This window comes from Denitratisoma oestradiolicum (assembly GCF_902813185.1).
GTDB lineage: Bacteria > Pseudomonadota > Gammaproteobacteria > Burkholderiales > Rhodocyclaceae > Denitratisoma > Denitratisoma oestradiolicum.
The window spans coordinates 2006123-2027519 of record NZ_LR778301.1 but is presented as its reverse complement, the minus strand read 5'-3'; the positions used below and the strand labels follow the sequence as shown (position 1 = coordinate 2027519).

The 21397-nt window shown below is 57.1% G+C and carries 7 protein-coding genes; 3 read left to right on the top strand and 4 right to left on the bottom strand.

What is annotated here, in order from left to right; genetic code table 11:
- Positions 1-19: 19 nt before the first annotated feature.
- From DENOEST_RS20505 to DENOEST_RS09290, 3 genes are read left to right on the top strand one after another with little or no spacing between them, the layout of a single operon-like run.
- Positions 20-1063, top strand: coding sequence for an STY4851/ECs_5259 family protein (locus DENOEST_RS20505; protein ID WP_145769122.1), 1044 nt, complete (start codon positions 20-22; stop codon positions 1061-1063).
- A 17-nt stretch (positions 1064-1080) separates the two neighbouring features.
- A complete protein-coding gene (locus tag DENOEST_RS09295) occupies positions 1081-3483 on the top strand; it encodes an STY4851/ECs_5259 family protein (RefSeq protein WP_145769121.1) in 2403 nt (800 codons plus the stop codon).
- A gap of 5 nt (positions 3484-3488) precedes the next feature.
- Positions 3489-9752: a DEAD/DEAH box helicase gene (locus DENOEST_RS09290; protein WP_170228068.1), complete on the top strand. Its 6264-nt coding sequence runs from the start codon at positions 3489-3491 to the stop codon at positions 9750-9752.
- A 69-nt stretch (positions 9753-9821) separates the two neighbouring features.
- Here the strand turns inward: DENOEST_RS09290 and DENOEST_RS09285 are convergent, their stop codons facing one another.
- From DENOEST_RS09285 to DENOEST_RS09270, 4 genes are read right to left on the bottom strand one after another with little or no spacing between them, the layout of a single operon-like run.
- Positions 9822-11579 (bottom strand): ATP-binding protein, encoded by a 1758-nt coding sequence (locus tag DENOEST_RS09285; RefSeq protein ID WP_145769119.1) that lies wholly within the window; start codon positions 11577-11579, stop codon positions 9822-9824.
- A gap of 4 nt (positions 11580-11583) precedes the next feature.
- Complete coding sequence (locus DENOEST_RS09280; RefSeq protein WP_145769118.1) at positions 11584-13674, bottom strand: UvrD-helicase domain-containing protein; 2091 nt, start codon at positions 13672-13674, stop codon at positions 11584-11586.
- Positions 13671-20093 carry a DEAD/DEAH box helicase gene (locus DENOEST_RS09275; protein WP_145769117.1) on the bottom strand — a complete coding sequence of 2141 codons (6423 nt, stop codon included), beginning with the start codon at positions 20091-20093 and terminating at the stop codon, positions 13671-13673. Before DENOEST_RS09275 ends, DENOEST_RS09280 begins: the two co-directional genes overlap by 4 nt.
- 50 nt (positions 20094-20143) lie before the next feature.
- Entirely contained in the window at positions 20144-21295 is a 1152-nt protein-coding gene (locus DENOEST_RS09270; protein ID WP_145769116.1) for an AAA family ATPase, read from the bottom strand.
- Between the last annotated feature and the right edge of the window lie 102 nt (positions 21296-21397).

Sequence of the window (21397 nt, the reverse complement as noted above, 5' to 3'; positions counted from 1 at the left end):
GCAGGGGGGAGGCCCCGTAGTGCATCCGATAACGCAATGGAAACGCAGTTTCTTAGATCGGCGCGAGCTGAACTATCCAACCGGTCGTCCTCTATACAGTTACAGAGTGACAACCGAGGAGTTCAATGATCTTGAGGCGATCCTTCATGAGCGTATTTCAACCTACCTCACGATTGCTACGCTTGGTGACGTAGTCCGACGGCTTGATTTCTTTCCTGCACTTTTCGTGCTCTATGCCGCTGAGTGGTGGCGGCGTAGGTACGATGGCACAGGGTTTACTTGGGATCCCATTCTTAACGCAATTGGTGCCCCCGCTGACGGCTGGACACAGGCCCAGCGTAGCGACTGCGTCGAACGCGGTTTCCAGGAGTGGAAACTTCGCTTATCTGATGCGCATGGTCTTCGCTTTCTGGGAAGCATTGCCTTCCAAGGTGGCCTCCCTATGCAACTGCTGGGCACGGCCAGAGGCAACATCGGCAAGGTTCTTGGTCGTGTACTCCAGCTTGCCTCGTCGGGAACGACCGACGCCAGGGAGATACAAGAATGGGTCAGAAGTTTATCGACCTATCTGCCAAGCACGTACCGACAGACTGAAGTCTTTGTTCTTCTCACTGAGGTTGTGGTCACCGTCTTGCGATTGAAGGACGCTGCCCGCCTTACACACTCTGAAAGTGCCATTGAGAAGCTCGATAAAGCCGTTCCAAATTGGCGCGACTATTTCCCTTTACCTGTCGAAGATGACCAGGCCAAGGGGCTCATTGAACAGCTGATTCGAGATGCGGCTGGAAAAATCGTTAAGCAAGTCCAGCATATCGTGGTGGAGCGCCGGCTTGAGTCCAATGACGATGACGCGTGGAATCTCCGTTCAGACATAGTTTTGCCTGAGTATCTGGATGCGTCCGCCTTGGGAAGCCTCTTTAGCATCGAAGCGCAGGATCTGCCCCGAACGCCAACTTTGCGATTCATAGGAGCGATAAATCGACGGATGTCGCTCTTCGAAAATTGGCTGGACAGGAACGCTTTCGAATCGATCGGCGCCCTCTCGATAGCCGTGACGATATAGCGGCCTCAGAACATTCCATGTTGCTTCTGACGGCCACAGGCCAGTCGCATTATCGAGAAATCACTCGCGGCGAGGCTCTGGATGCAGAGCTGCCCTGGATCTTCGAAGCTAATGCTGATTCGGCACGATCATATCGATTTACTCGGCAAGGATCGGGCTCAATATCGGGAATCAGTGGTCTCTTGTGCGCCCCGTCAAACTGGACCGTGAGCGCCGATGATGAGGGCTCTCTGGTCAATAAGGGCACGTTACCGGACGGCTCACGTAACGTATGGGCGATCACCGGGGTTGTACGTGCCGAAGACCCGGATGGCCTGTTCTACAAAATTCGGTGCGGCCAAGCAGCGGCATCAACCGACCAATTTGAACTTCGCGGCTCACGCATTTGGGACACCTTTACCCACCCGGATCGCGCCTTCCGTGGCGTTCCAAGATTGTTTCAGGTCTCAGAGTCGGGCTTGGAGCAAGCGGTTCAAGGCTTAATCGCGTGGCGAGTTCAGGGTGGCCGAGTTACTCAGACACCAGATCAGCTTGTCGGTCCGGTCACTGCATTCTGGCCATCTCAAGGCGAAGCCAAGTGGCGTACCCGCTTGGTCCTGCTACCGCCGCAAGCAACAATGACGATAGAGCCTGGACCGGACATATCAAAGGGCTGCTTGCGATTCTCAAACTGGAGCTTACTCGCCATAACGTGCGATTCCCCAGCGGTGTCATTTCAGACGACTCATGATGGTCAAAATTTACTTGTGGCGCTCACCTACACCGGGAATGGCAATCCGCCGGAATGGATAGACATTCGCGCTATATGGCGTGGCAATCCGGATGAAGCGGGAATCAGAGTCCCGTTTCCGGCGAAGGGGGTTCGTGCCATTGACCCGAGTGGCGACCACCTTGGCAAGAACGCCCTCCTGGCAGTCGGGAAGATATGCGGAATTCGGATGGTTGGGTTTCTGGGAAATGGGTCTCATCGGGCTGAACTACGACTGGGGCTTCATCGAGGCAATCATGCCCATCCTGTCAGTGAAAATGTTCAAACAATCATCCCGAGTCCAGGTGAGACTCGGGTAGAAATACGATTGATCGACTACGCCCTTGATATTCAGCGGATGCTGGCAGGAGCAGAAGATCTGGACGCCTTCGTCAGCGTCAGACTGAAGTTGTCTACTGGGGAATACTCGAACCTCCGCATAGCTCGATACGCGCTTGAGCTTGAGCGTGATTCGAAGCGAACTGAAGTGGGCCTCCCCCAGGAACAACTGGCCCAATTAACCCTAGACGAGATAGAAAGCCTTCCTGTCTATGCAGTGCGAATGAATGCGCCTGGCGAAGAACCTCTGCGCTTGTCGCCATCATTTTCGGAGGGCGTGCCATCAGGAACCTGGTTATTCCCCGCTACGGACTTGCCAAACGGTCCATGGCTCATTTATCCCGGCAATGATGCAAAACTGATTTTCCGTCCGATGCTCTGGGCTGTGGGCTCAGTCAAGGACGACGCTGACGAGATCCCTCCCGGGGATACAGTTGAACCCCCAGAAACGGACCCTGAGATCGGCCTGGCGGTCGCATTGGGCATTTCATCAGAGAGGTACCGTAAGGTCGCTCTCGATAAAGTGGTTGACCGAATCTCCACCGACTTTCTAGACAACGATTGGAGCTTGGTCGAGCAGTTGGCTGGATTATTCGGACATTTGCCATTATCGACCCTCGATTTGTGGAGACGGCTCACCCACTCCCCTGCAGGAATGGCGGCTTTAGCCATTCGTATGGGAGGACTGGCTACAGACTTTGCCGAGAGGTTCCCGAACGAATTGCCTTTCGCCTGGGAAACCGTCCCTTTATCCGCATGGGCTCAAGCGATGCGTGCACTCAGTACCCAAGGAGAATCCTGGTACGGGGTGGAAACCAGCCAGATAGTGATTTCGACCCATCTTGATCGACGAATTCAAGCGCTGGCTTCATCGTGCCTTTCACTTCGCGTGCTGTTGGAAGCGGCTCGCGCTTTGGCAACAGGTGTAGTCAATCAAGATTTGACTGTTGCCAAACATCCAGTCATGGATCAGTTTTTTGCCAACCAGTTGTTTGGTGGTGAAAACTCTCGAGTACAGCAATTGCTCCGCAATAATGCCGAGGGAAACTGGCCTGCAGCATTCAGCGATGAAATTGCAGCAGCTCGCCGGAATGGTGGTGCAGCCTTTTTCTGCCCAGAGCGGCACGGCTTTCATGATTCGGTCATCAATGCGCCGATCTATCTCGCGCTACACGCCTCAGGATCGTTTGCCTTGGATCTGGGACAGGATGCGAGAGCTATCTCCTCAATACGAAAAATTCAGTCCTTTGATCCTGAATGGTTCTCCGAAGCCTTCGACTTAACGATTGCTCGGTGCATCGCAACGGGAACAATTCAGATCAGCCAGGAATAAGAAAAATGGAGCAACGTTACTTTGCCGACATGCTTACGGCGCTATCGAATCGGGCCAATTATGGAACGGTGAGTTGGCTCGGCTTCTCGAATGTGCCGCTGCGTCGGCATCTGATGGAGGTGTTTGATCGTCCATACGGAGACACCGGAAGTTTTCTGGCTGATCCAACCTTCGAGGCAGTGTTTGGCTGGTCGCCAAGCCCTTGCCGAATGAGCGATTTGTCCGGAAACCTCCTCGCATCTTCCGTGGTGGAGGCAATGGATTCACCGCCACCAGATCTGGTGGGCGAATATCGCTTTGGGAAGGACCGTACCCCCTACGTTCACCAGCTTCAGTCTTGGAAGATTCTCGCTGAAGAACCCGCGAAATCACTCGTCGTGACCAGCGGAACCGGCTCCGGGAAAACTGAATGCTTCATGGTGCCTATCTTGGATCGACTTGCCCGCGAACAGGCGGCACTGGGGAGTCAATTAGTCGGCGTTCGCGCACTGTTTCTATATCCCCTCAACGCTCTGATCAACAGCCAGCGGGATCGTCTTCGGGCCTGGACACATGGCTTCGGAAACAAAATTCGGTTTTGCCTCTATAACGGTCTGACCCCCGAAACGCTTCCTGCAGGGGTTGTAGCTCAGAGTGGATGCGAAGTTCAGGACCGCAAGACCCTTCGTGCCTCCCCTTCTCCCATCCTCGTGACGAATGCCACGATGCTGGAGTACATGCTGGTAAGGACCCAAGACGCAGATATCCTCAGTAAGTCGCAAGGAAAGCTTGAGTGGATCGTCCTTGATGAAGCACATACCTACGTTGGTTCTCAAGCTGCCGAATTAGCACTGCTGATCCGGCGTGTTATTCACGCATACGGCGTAAGTTCAGACAATGTTCGATTCATAGCGACGTCCGCAACGATCGGCGATCCAGAAGGACCAGCAGGTGTTCGCCTAAAGGAGTTTCTGGCACAGGTTGCTGGCGTTGATGTTTCTCGCGTTTATCTCGTATCCGCCAACCGACAAGTACCGGCCTTACCTTCATTGGCGACTGAAAAGCAGCTGTCCATCGATGCACTTCGTGAAATCGACTCAGGGAATGAGGAGTCCCCGAAGCGCTATTTATCTCTGGCCGGCAATACCATCGCGCGAAAGATTCGAGACCTCTTTGTTGCGCGAAAGATAACGCCTGTCGCACGACTCTCTGAAGTTTGTTCGGTCATCTTTGGGCCAGCACCAACCTATACCCTTGAACAGCAACAACAGGCCCTGGATTGGCTCGATTTATTGACCAGCACGGTGGATACCGCAGGCGCTCCATACCTTCCGCTCCGCGCCCACATATTTCATCAAACTCTTACTGGGCTATGGTGCTGCTCGGATTCCAAATGTCCCGAAAGACGTGGAACAAAGCTTGATGACCCCTCGTGGCCATTCGGACAAGTATTCCTAGGCCCAAGAAATCACTGTACCTGCGGTGCTCCCGCGTATGAGTTTGCTTCCTGCGACGAGTGCGGGTCTATCTATCTCCTATCCAAAGAAAGCAAAGGCGCTATTGTTCAAGCCATACCCGAGTCTGCTGTTGATGAGTTCGAACTTGAAATGGATGAGGAGGAATCGGACGAACCAGACGAGTTAGAAGAAGAGCAAGGCGACGGACGCGGCCATCAGATGCTTATCGCCAACCGAAGTCTTCCTCATACGGGCGTGATGCACGTCAATCGCAGGACACGCCAAATTGTTGAAAGCAGCGATCCAGAAGCACTTGCTCTGATCGTTTTCGAGGATGGCGGTGACGGACTTGGCTGCCCCGCATGCGGCGCCAAGGATGCGCGAACCGACCGGCTTTTCCGAAAGGCGAGAATCGGAGCACCATTCCTCTTAGGCGGACTGCTCCCAACCTTGTTGGAATATGCCCCCGACGGGGAAGATCCTGCCGATCATCCTTATCGCGGTCGACGCCTTCTGACGTTTAGCGATAGTCGCCAAGGCACGGCGAGACTGGCTGCTAAGTTGCAGCAGGATGCTGAGCGAACTAAAGCTCGCGGACTGATCTACCACCACGTCCTAATGGCAAGCGCGCCCATTGCGGGAGCGGGTCAAGACGAAATCCAGAAACAGGTTCTGCAGTTCGAGAACATCCTGGCGACTCCCGGAATGCCTGATGCAGCGAAGGCTCCCATAGTTCAGATGCTGGAGGAAGCGCGCGCACGACTTGCGACGACTAATGCCCCTGCTGCCGTGCCATTTCAGACGCTGCAAGCCGCTATCGCTCAAGAAGGCCATGAGTTCCGGGCGATGCTACATACGTATCAAGGCTATTCGCAAGCAGTGTTCGGCGGTCACGAAGGTGCCTCCAATTTGTCCGGGATGCTGATGGTGAGAGAACTTGGTCGTCGTCCCAAACGACAGAACAACCTCGAAACCCTGGGGATGATTTCGCTTCGATACCCTCGTCTCGACCAGATCACTACAGCGCCAGCCGATTGGACTGGCCGGGGTTTCACACTCCAGGAATGGAAGGATTTCCTGAAAATCACGATCGACTACTTTGTCCGTGGTGGGGGCAGTCTCGATATCCCGGATTTATGGCGAAACTGGATGGGCGTGCGCTTTCCGCGTAACTGGGTTGTCTCGCCCAATCAGGCTGAAACTGCACGTGGCCAGCGTCGATGGCCGTCGGCAAGACGATCCAAAGCTCAAAGTGGCGTGGTTCGTCTCCTCGCCTACCTTTTGAAAGTCGATGTAGAGACGCAAATGGGACAGGACTCTGTCGACAGTTTGCTCCTAGCCGCATGGCAACAAGTCATGACAACCCTGACCATGACTGGCAGTGGATACATCCTCCGGCTACAGGATATGGCGTTCTCGACTATTCCTAACGCTTGGATTTGCCCAGTGACGAGACGTTTTCTGGACACGACAATCCGAGGGGTAACCCCCTATCTTCCGCGAATCATGCGAGAAGACATTGCACTTTGCGAACGTGTAGACCTTCCTATCTACGATCTGGCATTTGGCGGCGAAGTTGAAGGTCCCATACGCATCCGAAGGGCTCGAGAATGGCTTGGAAATCAGAAAGGTCTGATCAAGCTGCGCGAGGAAGGACTTTGGTCGAACGTGAATGACCGAGTAATCGAGTCAGCTCCGTATTTCTCAGCTGCGGAACATTCGGCCCAACAGTCGTCGGAACTCTTGGCCAAATACGAAAAACGTTTTAAGGAAGGCTGGATCAACCTTCTGTCGTGCTCCACGACCATGGAAATGGGAATCGATATCGGCGGCGTTCAGATGGTAGCAATGAATAATGTGCCGCCGCATCCCGCCAATTATCTACAACGGGCCGGTCGGGCTGGCCGAAGGCGAGAAACCCGCTCCACTGCCGTTACGTTGTGCAAGTCAAATCCTCATGATCAAAGCGTATTTCTCAATACGCGTTGGGCGTTTGATGCCAAGTTGCCGCCACCAATGGTGTCCCTGAATAGCGCCGTCATTGTTCAGCGACACGTCAACGCGATGATTCTTGCGCGATTCCTCGCCGAATTGCTCCAAGCGAACCCCCAGGATATGACGAAGTTGACCTGTGGTTGGTTCTTCGACGATCAGGATAGCGGGCCATCCAAACGATTTGCTCACTGGTGTGAAGCCTATATCCCCTCCTCATTTCATGATGTGGATTTGGGTCTGAAACGACTTGTTCGGCATAGCCTGTTTGAAGGCCAGGATACTGATCGGCTCGTTCTGCAAAGTGGTTTAGAAATGCTATCCATCTTCGAAAAATGGCAGGTCGAATGGAAGGCGTTGCTCGAACAGGAAGGTGGATTGGGCCCTGGCTCCACCACCGATCCTGCTGCTAAGGCCATCGGATTCCAAAAACGACGACTCGCGGAAGAATATCTTCTTCGTGAGCTGGCGACCCAGGGTTTTCTCCCCAGCTATGGCTTCCCTACTTCCATTGCAAGCTTCGATAACACCACGGTGAGCGCAGCCAAGCGTCTCCCGCCGGCGGACTCCCCTGCAAAGCGCGGGCGAGACGATAACCGATTCATGAAGCGGGACCTGGCCAGCCGAGACTTGACGACCGCTCTTCGGGAATACGCACCCGGCGCAGAGCTCGTCATGGATGGGCTTGTTTATAAATCTGCGGGTATTACCTTGAACTGGCATATTCCCGCCACCCAACAGGATGCACGTGAGACCCAAGCGCTTAAATTTGCGTGGCGTTGTCGGAGTTGTGGGGCTAGTGGAACTACGTCTTCACTGAACCTGGCGACTCACTGCGACGCCTGTGGGGCATCGGTTCAGTCCAATGATATCCAGCAGTTCTTGGAACCAGCCGGCTTCTCGGTTGATTTCTACGTTGAACCGCACAACGATGTCACGGCCCAGCAATTTGTGCCTGTTGAACGTCCATGGATTAGCGCTAGAGGTTCATGGGCGCCCATGCCGAACCCAGCTTTGGGGCGCTTTCGCGTCACAAGTGATGGACGCGTTTATCACCATTCTGCGGGCTTGCATGGCAAAGGATATGCGTTATGTCTTGCTTGTGGCCGGGCCGAGCCAATGCTTTCAGATGGAAACCCGCCTAAGGTTTTTGAATCCGGCTCTGAACATAGGAAACTGCGCAGCCGCTCAGAGGACAGAGTTTGCGCTGGGAGTACCAATCAATATCAAGTCAAGACTGGGATCGTTTTAGGACATCAGGTCAGGACCGATGTACTCGAGATACAGCTTAGGGACATCAATGGTCAGTGGGTAACGGATCGAGGTGTAGCCCTTACGATTGCCGTCGCACTTCGGGACGCATTGGCCGCACTACTGGGTGTGCAAACCAATGAGTTGGGCTGTGACGTTCAAGAGACTCGGGCAACTGATGACGCGCGATGCCAATCGCTCTTCATCTTTGACCGTTTCGCTGCCGGTTATGCGTCAAGCGCAGAACGGCTGGTAAATGACATGTTCCGGGAAGCCGCAAAGCGACTGGATTGTCCGAAGGGCTGTGACAGCAGCTGCCCACAATGCGTGCTCGACTTCGATCAACGGTTTGAGGCCGGCGTACTGGATAGGCATTCTGCTCTTGCCATCATCACTCCGGGATGGCTCGATATGTTGAAGATTCCGGAATCGCTGCGATACCTCGGGGATAGTTCCAAGGTCGAAATTGCCGGAATCGTCTCAGCCGTATTGCGTGAAAGTAGCCATTCCGCCGCCGTTCGGACCAGGTTATTCGCTGGAGGCTCTCCTGAACTAGCCGACATCGCCACTTCTTCTCTCAGGCTGCTGGCTTACCGCCTCGCCGCCCTATCAAGGCCACTCGAAATCGTTATTGAAAAATCCCTTTTCGATAGCCTTGAAGAAGCGGATCGTTTTGCGCTGTCGAGTTTGTCCGATCACCCCACTATTACGATCGGCCTAACCAAGGCACTCCCAGTAAAAGGTGGTGCAGCAATCATCGCAGAGATCAGTCACGGATCCCACTCGATCGCATGGGCAAGCACTGACAAGACCTCGCTGTGCCCTAACGATGAATGGGGATCTTCGAGCACACCATTGGTTATCGGAACGCTTCCGGACGGTTCAGGCATCGTCACAGCAAAAGTGGAATCGTCCGAAATTCGTCCAAAGGTATCAGACGATGGTGATCGAGAAATAGTGATTCATCACGAAATCGATGGGCCCCTGCAAGGGTTCGGAACGAGGTTCTGGGAAGTCATTGCCAGCGAACACAAAGGTGCATCTCAGCAATTTGAGATGGCGAGCGCTGATATCACCTCGATTTCCTACAGTGATCGGTACCTCTTCTCGCCGCTGTCAGTTGCACTGTTAGTGGACTTGGTCAGCCGACTGAAGGAATTCGTCGGAACAGATCGCTGGGACAACCCTGAATTGGTAATCACAACGACTGCCGTGAGAAGTGGTGGAGAAAGTCGAGCGTTTAATACGGTGTATTCAGACTGGCCTGACTTGAGCGTACGAGATGAAGTGACCAAGGAATCGTTTGAGTATCTAGGGTTGCAAACAAAAGTGTTGGTCCCAAGCAAGTTTTCCGTACAGCATGGTCGCGTTCTCGAAGTGAAATTCTCGAACGGTAAGGTACTTACCGTTCGCATGGATCAAGGCGTTAGCTACTGGCGTGTGGTGCAGTGTACTGGTCCAAAGAAATTCCCAACATGGTTTGACTTCTCTCGTTCTAATGTCGATGATCAGGTCAAAGCAATTGTCGAGATGACGGTACCAATCGAGGGAGGGGCCCTACCAACTGAGATCTTTGTGAAGTTGCGGTAATCCAGTGTCTGAGCGGCCACGAATTTCATGCGAAAACAAAAGGCAGTCGTGGCGGCCATTCGAAAAGCATCACACTTCCTGGACCTTCAACTGCCACTCCAGTTGCCGCCGCGCGGACGAAATAACGTCACCGAACGTGGCGACGCTTACGTCTGGTTCACGATTAGTGGTCGGAAAGTCCGGTGAGCGTCGGCCACCAACTACCAACACACGTATCGGCTTACTTACGATCTTCGCCAAATCGTGACGATAGTTCGTCGCTTGGGTATAGTCGTCTCGATTCAGAGGGTGAGAAGGTCGCTTGAACTCGATCAGGAGACATTCGCCATTGAGGTTTTCATTCAGTAATAGGTCGGGCCGATTATTTGCCCGTTCACCTACGAACTGTTTGCCAAGCATTTCGTCGGCATGGCGCTGCAATGTTTTGTTCGAGCTGAAAAGTGAATACTCTGGGCCAAATATCCATAGGTTCCGCTCTATAGCCTTGTGCATGGTCGCCTCCAGCGTTTCCGGAGCGAGGGTCAATGACTCCAAGCGATCCAAGAACGCCTGCCTGGCATTTGCCTGCTCCACCAAATGCGCCATATCAGCCAAACCGAACCGTTCGAGTGCGTCCGCCAGCGTGGCCACATCGCGTCGCTGAGCTTCGGCCAGATGCTCTACGACGGCCCCATAGTCAGAGCGTTCAATAGCCTCAAGCAGGACAAAGACATACGGCTCAATCTTTTCCGGCGGCTCTCCAAAGAACCGGTCGAGGACTTTCTTTACGGCTCTTTCGGCATATTCACGCCGGTGCTCTGGCAACGCCGCCAGTCGTTCATGAACTTCACGGCGCAAGCGGGCCTGAGCGAGTTGAATTTCACGCCCATACCGTTCCTTGAAAGCGGTAAATACCACTGGCCTTATCGCTTCGGTGACGCGGGCCAGCAACTCACTGTTCTCGACAAGGCTGTCCCAACCGGCCGTAACGTGATCGCGAAGACCGTCGGCATCAATTTCACCGTAGAGACGCTTCAGCAGTTTTGGTGGGAAATCCTCTTGTTCATCCAAACCGAAGAAAGAAGGCTTGCCTACAGTCTTTCCGTCGACGCGGATGACGATTCCTGGCTGTCGGGAGACCGACCTGGTTTCGCCGATCGCAAAGGCGAGGCGTACGTCACCCACATCCTCAATAGTCAGTGTTTGGTTCTGGTAGCTCCCGTCGACATCATCAACGCCAAGAGTCTTGTCGTTCACGCTAACGACGAACCCAGCTTCGCGGCCGTATTCTTGCAAGAGAATTTGACGAAACTTTTTCGGGTCCGGGAATGCCAGATTTGAATGCAGGCCGTGCAGAGTAATTCGCGTACCGCGAGAAGAATCATCACAGGGTTGAGTAACAAGCTCGATAGGCAGGTGCTCAATATCGTCTACTTCGGCAAGATCACCGAGTCGCAAGGTGAAGCTGGTCAGAACACCACGTGCAGATGTTTCAAGCGTCATTATGGAAGCCGCCATTAGCCCGGCAAACTTCCCAACACCTTTACGCCCCTTGATCAGACGCTGTTTATTGGTTGAACGATCCCCGCGATGTATTCGACGGTCGGCAGCGATGGCAAGGTAGTGCCGCCTCACTTCTTCGGTAGTCATTCCGCATCCATCATCGACGACCACGATTGGTTCGTCACTCATTGGAGCTGGTAGCGTGACGCTTACTGAGTCTGCATCGGCATCCCAGGCGTTATCTATCAGTTCCTTGAGCGCCTTTTCAGTAGAAGAATATTCCTGGCTCAGTAATCTCGCGAGGCGAGAATCCACCTGGAATCGAGCGCTTTTGTTCTTGGTCATCGTCTCAGGTCCTCAATAAACAAACCAGATGTCGCTTGGCGCGGGTCGCTGCAACATGTAGCAAGCACCGCTCGCTGAGTATTGAATCCGACACGACTCCGGCATCTTCGTCGCGGGAGAAATGTTCCGCGTAGTAATCGGGGGATCGATACCCGACAATGATCACAACCTCAAATTCGAGTCCCTTGACGCGATGCATGGTGGCGAGGCGAATGCCTTCAACGCTCCGGTCGTCGGCCGTATTCCTGTCAAGCTTGAGCGTCTTGATTCCATCCGCTTCCAGCGTGCTCTGGTAATGATCAAGTTCTTCGTTGGTGCGACACACCAGGCAAACGTTGGATGAGTCGAGGTTATCTCCCGTGAGTTCCGCGAGTACGGCAAGCAGCCGCGATTTTTCCGATACTGCATCCGAAAACGAAGTGATGTCAGGCATCCCGCCGTGGGTCAGGGAACGGTAGCCCTTTAGCGTATCCAATTCACCATCGAGGTCGTCAACCTCGCATCCTTCCAGTTGCGCCACGGCCCAGCGCCGGATTTCATCCGTAGTCCGGTAATTCACGCGAAGTCGGCGGCTGCGGCCACGGACTTCGATGCCGACCTTGGAAAGGGCCACCTTGTGGCGATATATGCGCTGATGGGCATCACCGACCAGAAACAGATCGTTTTCTGCGGTCGGTATCGCCGCTCTCAGCAAGCCAAGCGCTGCAGCGCTCATGTCCTGCGTCTCATCGACGATGATCGACCGAATGCCCAGGGACTCCTTTTCCAGTTGGAGTAGGACACGTGCGTCGCGGAAGGCTTCCTCCGGTTCCCTAAGGTTGGCGGCATGCAGTTGGGCGCGATATTCGGCAAAGACCGGCCACAGCGCTTTGCGCTGCACGCGACCAAGTTGTCCGCCTCGGCCAAGCCGGCTGGCGCGCATGTAGTCCTCACCCGTTTCACAGCCATTCGGCAATATCACGCGTTCGTACTCGGCGCGAAAGAATGCCGTCGGGAACGTGCAATTGCCTGGTGCCCGAGTCAGCGCCAGCCGCCAGAACTCGCGGCGACGCCCGTCGTCGTACAGCAGTTCATGCTGATAACCGAATCGACGCAACAGGCTGATCGCCCACTGGTCCATATTGACGACAGCGATCTTTTCGATTTCCTGCGGCGTACAAAGTGAAGCGACATGGGAGCGGATGTCGTCAGCCAAGGTTCGGGTGAAAGTCGTGAAGAGAACCGGCTTTCCCGGCAAGTCGCGATATTTCCGTGCCAGCCAGGCCGCCCGATGCATTGCCACGACCGTCTTGCCCGTTCCGGCACCGCCGAGCACGCGTACCGGTCCGTTCCAGTCCCTATCCACCATCCGGCGTTGACTGGGATGCAGGAACACACGCCAACGTTCCAGCGGCGCCGCCAGAAGTCCATCGAGGTCACTGTCGTCGGTGATCACGACGAAGTGACGCCGGGTCGCATCCTGATCCAATGCCTTGCCGAAATCCTCCGTATCGACAACGCCTGCGACCGCCTCGTGATCGGCGATGATCTTGTCGTAGGAGTCACCAGCAGCGAACAGGTACAGTGCTTCAAACGCGTCTTCAGGCAAGGTAGCCTGAAGCGATTCGAGGCCATCTTCAGTGGTGATGGCTCGCACACGAGCCAAGGCTTCCTCGGGAACGCCCATGCGACGAATTTCGCGATCCTTCAGTGAGTCGAAGAAGCCCTTGGCCTCGGGCGGTCTTGGAGGCACAGCAGCTGATTCGGCAACCGCTTCAACGGCGAAGACCTGAATGCTGCCGAGGTCCGGGTGAATCGCGACGCGATGCGTGGCTGCCCAGCGATAGGCATCGTCATGTCGGTCTACCCACAGCAGGCAATACACCTCACCGCTGACCGGTTTGAGAATGATGCCCCGCAAGGCTTGATCGATTCGCACCGAGCGCATGTTGGAATCTGCGGCATTGTGAATCGTCTCGTAGTTGATGCCGGGTGCCCGTGGATTCTGGCGGAACAGTGCCACGAACTTCAGCACTGCTTGCTGCTTATCTCGGGGAATCGCGGCGAATGATTTCAAGAAATCATCCGACAGTGCAATCTTGGGTGCCGTGCTCATGCTTTCCTCTCTTTGCCCTTAAGTGCGGCTATTAGTTTCGCCTCAAGCTCCGTGTCGCCAACGACGAAACAACGCCATCCTCGATCAGAAAATTCCTTGATCAGGCTCGTCGCGCAATCCGCAAGAAACACAGCTATCCGGTGCTCTTGCCAGGCAAGCTCGGCATCGGACACGACCCTGCCTTTGTCGTCCAGAAGCTCAAACCCGACAATGGGGGCCTCGAATCCGTCCGAACTCAGAGAGACGACCAGACCCTGCAGGTCCGCAGACACCAACTCCGCCACCTCGATCCACGCCAGGTCCATCGAACCGCTGATCGGCGCGCGCACCAGTGGTGCATCATGGAACGCGCTCCAGTCTGCTCCGTCGTCGGCGCCTGCCCAACAGCGCGTCAGCGGAAACAGGAGATTGCCTGTCTGCCATAAGCCATGCCATGCGGCGAGTAAATCGGCTTCAGGAATCCCTTCATCGGCATGCCAGCGAATCAGCACCCCTGGCTCCGCTTCGCGATTTACATGCCCGCTCATCATCTGTTTGGCCTGATCCGCATTGATTCCTGCAGCGACAAGAATGATGTCTTCCGCCAGGCGTCGCCCGCCAACGCGGCTGTCGGCTTGTTGAGGGAGTCCAGGCAGTTCCAGATCCTGCAATTGAATCGCGAACGACGAAGTCGCAACCTGTGCGGCCACAGTTGGATCGCCGTGTGGCAACAAGACACCGAGGCCGAGGACCGCCGCGTGCCGGCGCATCATTTCATGGTCGAGCCCACAGAGACGGGTACGCATCTGCGCCATCGTCGGTAGCGCCCTGAAGCCCAACATGTGGCTGAGACCGAGGTTCCTCAGCAGGTTGCCGACTACGTCCTTGTCCGAAGCCAGTAATGTCGGCCAGGGAGAAACAGGCGTATCTGCCTTGGGATTCAACCAGTGGTCAACATCCGCCCAGGTTAGCGTCCATACCGAAAAACGCCCGCTCTTTGCAATGGCCATCCGTTTCGCCAGGTCGACGGGGATGATGTCCCGGTGATACTTCCAGCCATCGAGAAACACGGCGATCGGCGAGTCTCCACTGTCGTCGTCCGGCCAGAACACGAAATCCGGCTTGCTCGGAATGACTACCCCGTCGGCGACCCAAAGCTCCACCTGGGGTTCAAGCCGCCACCGACGCCCACGTGGTCCACCGCACGATACCTGGTATCCCGGTTTGCCCTTGACCAGCACCTCGGTCACGACGAAGCGATCGTGTAGATCGGCACCCGGCCTGCGCAAGGCTTCGACAAACCGCGCTTCCAGTTCGCTATCGAAAAGAGGATTGCTGGGTTTGAGTTTCGAAAGGCCGTCGACGGGCTTCAACTGCCCGCGATGGTCGAGAATCTCGCGCAATAGCTTCTGCGCCATCCGGCGCGAAATCTCCTCACGGTCATGGCTGTTGCGGTACGCAAACAGGCAGCGGTAGCAACCGTCCTTGTCCGGATCGTGATTGCATTCGCAGGTATCCATCGCCGCCAGTGCGGCTTCAAACACCTCGAAGAGCGGCTGCTCGTCACGCATCAGTTCCTTCAGGTATCCGGTACCGCCAGGCACGCTGTCGTAGATCACCAGATACTGACGCGGCGATTCTTCGCCCGTGGCAAGCCGGATATCCAGTGCGATGCGCAGATGATCCACCGCGCCACGAAAACGCTTGGCCAATCCGAGCTGCAACGCGGCGACAAAAGACTGCAAGCGTTCATCGGCGCCGCCAAAAGTTGCTTCGGGCAGGTAGAGACGAATACCCTCGCTGTCGAATTCGCGGTACAGGAAGACGCATTGCTGAGCCGGAGCACTCTCATCCTTGCGATGTGGACAATAGGGCGCGTGATTGCGGAATTCCTCGCCCTGGCGACGACGCCGTTGCAGCGTTCCGCAGTCAGGGCAGATGGCAAAGCCGGGGCGCGGCAATTCGACGCCGGCGATGATCATCGGCGCGCCATCGGGCTGACGCTCGCCAAAATTGACCTCGCGGAACGACACTCGATTCAGGAACTCGAAAGCAAACGGAAACTCGGGACGCTCAATCGCAAACGCCTGCCGCACCGCATCCGGCGGACTATCAACTAGCGCCTGCCGTACAAAGAAGCGCCGTTCGCGCTCGTCGGAGTCATCTGCGATACGTGCGAGGTGATCGGGCGTTCGCGCATAAACCTTGGTCAATCGCAGCATGTCGCGCACGCGGCCCATGTCGCTCCACACCGGATCGCCACAGCGAGGGCATGCCGTGTGGCTGATGCCGAGACCCTCGGGTTCGCAATATGCGCATTGGCGACAGAAGCGCCACTTCGACGGGCGATCCTTCGATACATCAACCTGCTCGATCGTCACCTTGCGGCTTTCGGCATAAAACAGGCTGCCCGGCGCCAACTCGGTAATCGCGGCAGAGCCCGGACGTTCATACTCAAGGGTCAATGGCGCCAGCGCTTCGCCCCCAGCATCACCCGCAGCGCCTGTCTTGCGGTTGCGCAGAATGACGGAATGCAATAGCACTCCCTGTTCCGGGAAGGCGTAGTTCGGCAGCAGTCCTTCATCGGTCAGCACATTGAACGTCGCGCGGTCGAGAATGCCGGCGATCAGTTTGCCCAGTGCTGCGCTTTCCTGCTTCAGTTCGGCAAGTTCTTCTTCGTCGCTCTCGCCTTTTACCGGCATCGCATCGACCTTCTTGATTTCCACATCGACGCGTTCGCGGCGCTTGCGGAACTCATCGACGTCTTCGGCGATGGAGCGCAGGCGACTGACAATCTTCCAGGGCAGACTGCCCTCGGTGCCCGAATCGCCAGCAATGAACCGTGACAGCCACTCGCAGGTTTCTGCGGTCAGGACATTGGCGCCGTGATCGAACAGACGAATGAACCTTTCCAGCAGCAAGGACCGATTGCGCTCTGCATAATCCAGCCAGGGGTAGGGAAATTGCGCCGTGTTCGGTTTCATCACCGCACCGAGCACAGGGCGGATGGTATGGGGGATCTTTGCCTTTTTGCCGACTTCCCGAACCCAGGCATCCAGTGCAAAAGCAGTGAGCTGTCGTTCCAGCACCGCCGACGCGTTGAGGAAGACACCGGGCGACGCGACGTTTCCGGCCACCATCTCGCGTGGTGCCGCCCAGAAGTAGAGATCGTGCGGGCGCGCTGCCGCGAAGGTGAGCAGAAATGCGTTCCCTGTTGCGCGACCGGCGCGACCGGCACGTTGCAGATAGTTTGCCTGGGCCGGCGGCACCGAACAGAGCAACGTTGCCGAGAGATCGCCGATATCGATACCCATTTCGAGTGTCGGCGTCGCCGAGAGCAGATTCACCTTTCCTGGTCGTGCCAGCTTGGCCATGAAGGAACGCTCGACACCTTCACGCGTTCGTCTATCGAGCAGGCCGGTGTGTTCGCGGGCGAACACACGCTGGATTTCCGCCGACAAATAAAGCCGTCGATAGAAGCCGCCGACATCGGTCGTCGGCACCAGAACGCCCGTGCAGCCCAGCCGCCGGCATGGCTCTCCCGTCAAATCAACATCGGTCGCCGCCACCGACGACTGTTGGCAGCTAGCGCATTGCCAGCGTGTAGCACCCGCCCGCAGCGTAAAGACGCCGGGCTCCAGGCCCCAGACTGCAACTTCCTTCTCACCTTCTTCGGCATGCGCGATACCGGCTTCTTGCAGGGCAAGCAGGGCCAGGCGGTAAATTTCCGACACCATGGCATCGGCGCCCAGAGCGACGGCAGCCAGAGCCGTAAAACTCTTGTACGCCCAGTCGCGAAAAATCCCCGACGTGTCGAGCTGCACACTGTCGCAATTGAAATACTCCGGCAGGGTCAAAAACCGGGGCGGACGCGGCCCGGACAGCAGACGGTATTCCGCCGGATTCTTGCGGTAAGCGAAGGCGCGCGCGCCTTGTCGCGCATAGAACACCAGTCCCTTGTCCCACCACGCGCCAATTTCCTGCATGCGGGAGATCAAGCCATCGATGAAGCGCTCCGCCTCCGCATCCGACACGGCGGCGAGCGCGGCAACTTCCTCTTTCAGGCGGCCAGCCAGATCGCGAATCGCGCGCTGCCGTCGTTCTTCATCCACGGCAACTGCGGCCGTCAAGGTGGCCGGCAGGGTGCGCCCCACATGGGCATCCTGACCGAACTCGGCCAGCACCACCCAGGGCAGCACATTGCCCATCAGACGAGGGATGTCGCTGCCCTCGGGCAAGGCACCGGTTTCGGACAAGGTCTCGGCATCGCGCAACCAGTTCAGTTGGGGCGGCAGGAAATTGGCAACGAAACCGGCGATGCCCAGGCGCTCCTGCCAGAAGGCTGCAAACGCCGGGTAGAGGTCCGCCAGCGCCAGCGGTTTGCCGCTGGCATCGGCCGCAGCGATCACTTGCGCCATCGCCGGCCGCAGGTTCAGGCGCCAGGTGCGTGCCGCGAAGAACCCCGCCCGATGGGCCGCATCCTGTACCGAGTCCGAAAAGGCGATCAGCTTCTTGTCCGCGTTGAAACGGCTGGCGAACAATTGGCTGATGGCGACGCTGGCCAGGCTCGCCGCCTGAGAACCAAGAATGGTCAGCGTCTTGTGTCCGCCGCAATAGGGACAGTCGTGGTGCGCCACCGTCAATGGGCTGCCATTCCGTCGTACTTCCTTGCGGTTCGCGGCGATGTCCACGCGCAACAGGCCCGGCCCGCCGTCGGAGCCCGCGCCGCAGTGGCCGCAGGTGGGATGTTCAATCGTGTGCAGGGTGCCGCAACTGACGCAAACCTTCTTCGGCTCGAAGAAGCGGCGATTGGCTGGCGTGTCACCGCTGGGATAGATGAAGCGCGTTGACACGTCTTCGGCAAAGAAGGCCGTATAGAACGCCTGCAAGTCCGCATGCAACTGGTTCGGACTGGTCTTGGGAATCGTCGCACCCCAGCCGGTGGCGTGGCAGTCGCGGCAATGGATGACCGGCAGGTGCACGCCCTTGTCGGCAGTACCGAGATCCGCCTGATGACGCAGCACCGGTTCGGTCGCCATCCTGGCCACCATCCGCCGCAACTCGCGCAACCAGAGTTCGACGCGAACCGACAGCAGGGGGAGCAGATCGTCATCGCTGTCGATCGCCGCCTTGGTCGGCAGTTTCTTCCTGCGTGCGTGAGAGATCAGGGCAACGAGGCTTTCCAGCCAGCGCGCCACGTACGACGGTTGTTCGTCTGCACGCAGGCGCCGTGAAAGTTGCGTCACCAGATCATCGATGGGCACGGCGCGCCGGCCCAGCTTGTCGAGATCGCGCAGCAGATTCTGAAACGCGACGTGGCTTTTCAGGCGCTCACCCAATGCTACGCGCCACTCGCGCTGTTCCACCTCGTCGGCCGTCACCACCTCGTCGAACCACAAGCGATACTGGCTGGCAAGGTAGTCGGCCATGGACGCATGGCGGTTGGAATCCAGAACATCGGCATCGGACGGACGCGGCCAGTTCATGCTCTCGACCGTGCAATCGGCCAGATATTCGCCGACCGACAGGCGATCCTCGCCGATCACCGCCTTGTCATCGACCTTCTCTCCGAATACGTCACTGGCAAAGTCGAGCAATGAGCCTTCGCTGTCGTCGCCCAGGGTCGCCGACGTGCCGACACAGATCAGGTGCCGGGGCGGCGTATCGAGCCGTGCCTTGACGCGGCGGATCAGGCAGGCCAGATCGGTGCCCTGCGCGCCGTCGAAGGTATGCAGTTCATCGACGACAAGGTAGCGCAGAGTGTCCGGCCGGTTGTGCGCCCACAGCCCGACGTCATCGGCCCGGATGAGCAGGAAGTCGAGCATCTTGTAGTTGGTGAGCAGAATGTCCGGCGGATTCCGGCGCAGCTCCGCCCGGTCGGTGATCAGCGAAAAGCTGCCATCGAGCAGCACCCGCACGCTGTCGGATTCCTCGTCCGGTGTCTCACCCACATACAAGCCGGCGCGTATCCCGGCCAGCGCGGGCGTGCCGAGAATCTGTTTTGCCAGGCGCGCTGCCTGGTCCGTGGCCAGCGCATTCATCGGATAAAGGATCACCGCCTTGATGCCGCGCCGCCCCAGTGCCGCTTGCTCGCGGCAGTGTTCGAGGACAGGGAACAGGAAGCACTCAGTTTTGCCCGAGCCCGTGCCCGTCGCCACCAGCGTGGACAGGGCATCGTCGCCCGTCAGCCGATCCCAGGCGCGGGTTTGATGCGCGTGTGGAGTGAAGCCCTCGGGCAGCCAGCCAAAGCGCGTACCGGCCTCGTGGCCGGCGCGAAATGGTAAAGCGACACTCAGGTAAGGGCCGCGAAACAGATTGGCGGGGTGTGCCAGAAAGCGGTCGATCAGCCCCTGAAAACCCGGAGTCGTCGATGGGAAGGCCGTGGCGAGAAAATCAGCAACGCAGCGACGAACTTCATTGGCGACGATCAGTGGCTGCATGATTGGGGCCGCTTAGTCCGACAGGACTGCAAGCGTGGTGATTTCGGACATCACCGATTCCCGCGTATCTGGCTGAACCACTGCGCCAGGCTTTCGTCTTCCAGGGCGTAGGCGCCACGTGCGGAGCGCCAGATCAGGTTCTTCTCGCGCAAGCCGTCCAGCGCCGCCTGCACCGTGTGCGCGGCAAGCGCCTCCTGGCCTAGGATCTCGCGGTAGGCTTTCAGCGAATCCTCGGTGAAGGGAGAAAAGTCCTTGCCCTTCTTCACCATGACCTCAAGCACCGCCTGCTGCAATTCGGTCAGGCCGGCAACTTCGCTTTCCATGCTGTCCCAGATCCGGTTGCGTATGCCTTCGGCGCCCTGCTTGAGCATTTGCCCCAGATTGCCGGCGGTCCCCAGATCCAGCGCGATTTCGCCAATCATCGTTTTCAGCAATTCGGGCCGATGGCCAACCCATTGGAAGGCTTCGTACATGTCCTGCTTGCCGAACTGATTGCCGGCAGCAAGCCGAGCATTCACCCAGTCGGTATAGGCATCCGTGAAGTCCTGCTTGAGCAGCGGGAAGGGGGTGACCTGCGAGCCGAAAAACGGCTGGTCTTTCTTCAGAACCAGGTGCGCCAGCTTGTCGCGGTGCGAGCCGGTGAAGACCAGAAACAGGCGTGTCCCGGCCTTGCCCTGGTTGAGGCTGTCGCGTGCTGCCTTCAGCGCGAACATGGCATTGACGCCTTCGTCGCTGGTCAGCGCATGCTGCGCCTCATCGACGATCAGCAAGACAGGTTGGCCCGCCTTGTCGGCAAGATGCGCCAGGGCGTCCGCCAGGGTGATGCCGCCGGCCTGGCCTACCTTGGACAAATCGAAGCTGAGGGCACCCATGATGTTGAGCTTGTCGAGCCCGGTCGACTTGGCCATTTTTGCGATGGCGCCCAAGTGTTCGGCGATAGCGCTCTTGATCGCCTCGGCAAGCAGCAACGCCGGGTCGCGCGATCGGTCGGACCACAGGTCGACATAAATGCACGACCAGTTGCGGCGCGTGGCCTCGGGCACCAGGTCTTCGCGCAGAAAGGTGCTCTTGCCGGTACGGCGGGGGGCCGCCAGGAACAGGCCGGACGAGTTATCGACCAGACCCTTGCCTTCCAGGCTGCTGCACAGATCTTCCGCCAAGGCTTGGCGGTGAAACGAAAAGCGGCTTTGCTCCTGCGTCATGGCAACCTCGACCGGAATTTATCTGTAATTATATTCTCGTACTAATTTATACTTGTCAATATAAAGCACTAAAAAGCGCCTCGGCGCGCCGCCGATCTAGGC